The 1,834-nt window shown below is 61.1% G+C and carries 2 protein-coding genes and 2 pseudogenes; 3 read left to right on the top strand and 1 reads right to left on the bottom strand.

The annotated features are described in order from the left end of the window. A pseudogene (locus tag BG842_RS31490) lies at window positions 1-174 on the bottom strand (DUF1405 domain-containing protein); the annotation flags it as partial. Between the two features lie 152 nt (window positions 175-326). On the opposite strand from BG842_RS31490, the gene BG842_RS10595 reads away from it, so the two are divergent. The 3 genes and pseudogenes from BG842_RS10595 to BG842_RS30565 form a co-directional block, all read left to right on the top strand. Next, on the top strand, window positions 327-695 hold the full coding sequence (locus BG842_RS10595) for a DUF5802 family protein (protein ID WP_069449683.1): 369 nt from the start codon (window positions 327-329) through the stop codon (window positions 693-695). 123 nt (window positions 696-818) lie between these two features. Next, complete coding sequence (locus tag BG842_RS10590) at window positions 819-1,253, top strand: hypothetical protein (RefSeq protein WP_254663065.1); 435 nt, start codon at window positions 819-821, stop codon at window positions 1,251-1,253. Continuing rightward, a pseudogene (locus BG842_RS30565) lies at window positions 1,250-1,834 on the top strand (4Fe-4S dicluster domain-containing protein); the annotation flags it as partial. The gene BG842_RS10590 and the pseudogene BG842_RS30565, both read left to right, overlap by 4 nt.

The raw sequence follows: 1,834 nt of genomic DNA, 5'->3' as shown, positions 1-1,834 counted from the left end.
GAGCGCGGTCGGGGAATCGGCGTACAGCGGCCAGAGAAACGTCGGGAAGTTCGGCATCGTCCGGATGTAGAAGTCGAGACCGACGAGGATGGCGGCGACGTTGACGACTATCAACCAGACCAAACTCGGCGTGTTCTCCAGATAGTAGCGGGCGTAGCGCTCGGGAATTGCCATATTGTATCCGCGTTGCGAGTTACTAAAAAGAACTGCTATCACCGTTGCAGGTCCGAAACGGGTGGAACGAACGACGGGTAGATTTGTCCTTCTTCATAACTGTTCGGGATAACTACTATATAATTATTGGTCCTTGTGTGATATTGACTATCATGTTTGAGTCGTTTTCCAGCGGCTACTACCTCGGGCGATTGTACGTCGAACCACACGACGGTGAACACGCGGTTATGAGCCGCGACGAACACGAGTCCGTGAACCAAGCCCTGTACTCCTCCGGTGAAGGCGTCGAGCGGTTGGACTGGCCGCTCGTGATGAAAATCGACCAGCAACACTTCCCCGTCCACGCGGAGGAGGGCGTTCCCGAGAACACGCTCGCGCTTCCCGATACCGTGCTCGAAAACACGCGAATTCGAAACCCGCCGGAGTTGAAGGAGGTTCTGCTGGCGAAAGCGGATCGTGCCGAACAACTCATCCGGTACCAACGCGAGCATCCCGGATTCGGAAACACCGGCGCGGTGTAAGCGACCGGCCAGCGGGTGTAAGCGACCGCCGACCGCACGTGCTCACGGGGACGTGCTCACCAGGATGCACCTTCTCGCGCGCCATCCGGTACGCAAAAGAGTACGGACTTCGTATCTCCGGGTATGGTTTCGGCCGCCACGATGCTCGGACTCTTCGTCATCATCCTCGTCAACACCGTCATCACGGCGGTTGTCGTTCGCTTCTTCCGTCTCCGCCTCTCGACGCGCTGGGGAGCGGTCGTCTACACGCTCCTACTCGTCCCGCTCGTCTACGTCGTCACGACCATCGTGTTGAGCGGCGTGGTCGGGGTTTGGGGGCAGCGGTATCCGAGACATCGGAACCGCCCTCATCCTCATCTGGGTGCTTCCGTTCTCGCTCGGTGTCTCCATCGACCTGTTCTGGATGCCGCCGCCCGAGGAAGTCGAATTGCCGGACAACTCGCGCAAGCAACAACAGGGTCGCTGAGGGCACCACCGTCACCCATCCCACCCCGAACACGACCGCGAGGGGTTCCCAGAGGTAGAGGAGGCTCGCGGGACCTATCAGCGTCGCCGTGAGACCGACGCCGACGAGCGCGCGGAGCCACGGCGCTGGCGAACCAACCCCCACCGCCAGTATCGCGTCCCAGCAGGTCGAACAGCAACAGCGCGGCCACGAGGTATTTCGTTCGCACGCGAACCTGCCACCGGGTGACGAATACTGGGAAAAATACGACGCGGCTGCGGCCGCCGAGTTCGGCGAGGAGTACCATGAGACGCCGAACCCGGCCATCGACCGCGCCGAACAGACCGTCTCGGCGGAGACGGCGGCGTCGCTCGGCTGCTCCATCGGGTCGATGTGCGACGTCGCGTCCGAACTCGACTCTGACGTCAACCCTGACGACGACGCGCCGCGATGGGGCATGGTAATCGACCTCCAGAAATGCGTCGGCTGTGACTCGTGTACAGTCGCGTGCAAGTCCGAGAACCGAACGCCGCCGGGCGTTTCGTACAACGTGGTCATGGAGGAGGAACACGGCGAGTTTCCCAACGTCACTCGGACGAACCTCCCGCGTCCCTGTATGCAGTGTGAGAACCCACCGTGTGTGCAGGTCTGTCCGGTCAGCGCCACGTACAAGATGGAAAACGGCGTGGTCAAC

The organism is Haladaptatus sp. W1, assembly GCF_001723155.1.
GTDB lineage: Archaea > Halobacteriota > Halobacteria > Halobacteriales > Haladaptataceae > Haladaptatus > Haladaptatus paucihalophilus.
Note: the sequence above shows the minus strand (reverse complement) of the source record. Positions and strands in the feature narration are given on the sequence as shown.

Coding starts and splice junctions, on each gene's coding strand:
- BG842_RS10595 (WP_069449683.1), top strand. CDS start 327: ATGTTTGAGTCGTTTTCCAGCGGCTACTACCTCGGGCGATTGTACGTC.
- BG842_RS10590 (WP_254663065.1), top strand. CDS start 819: ATGGTTTCGGCCGCCACGATGCTCGGACTCTTCGTCATCATCCTCGTC.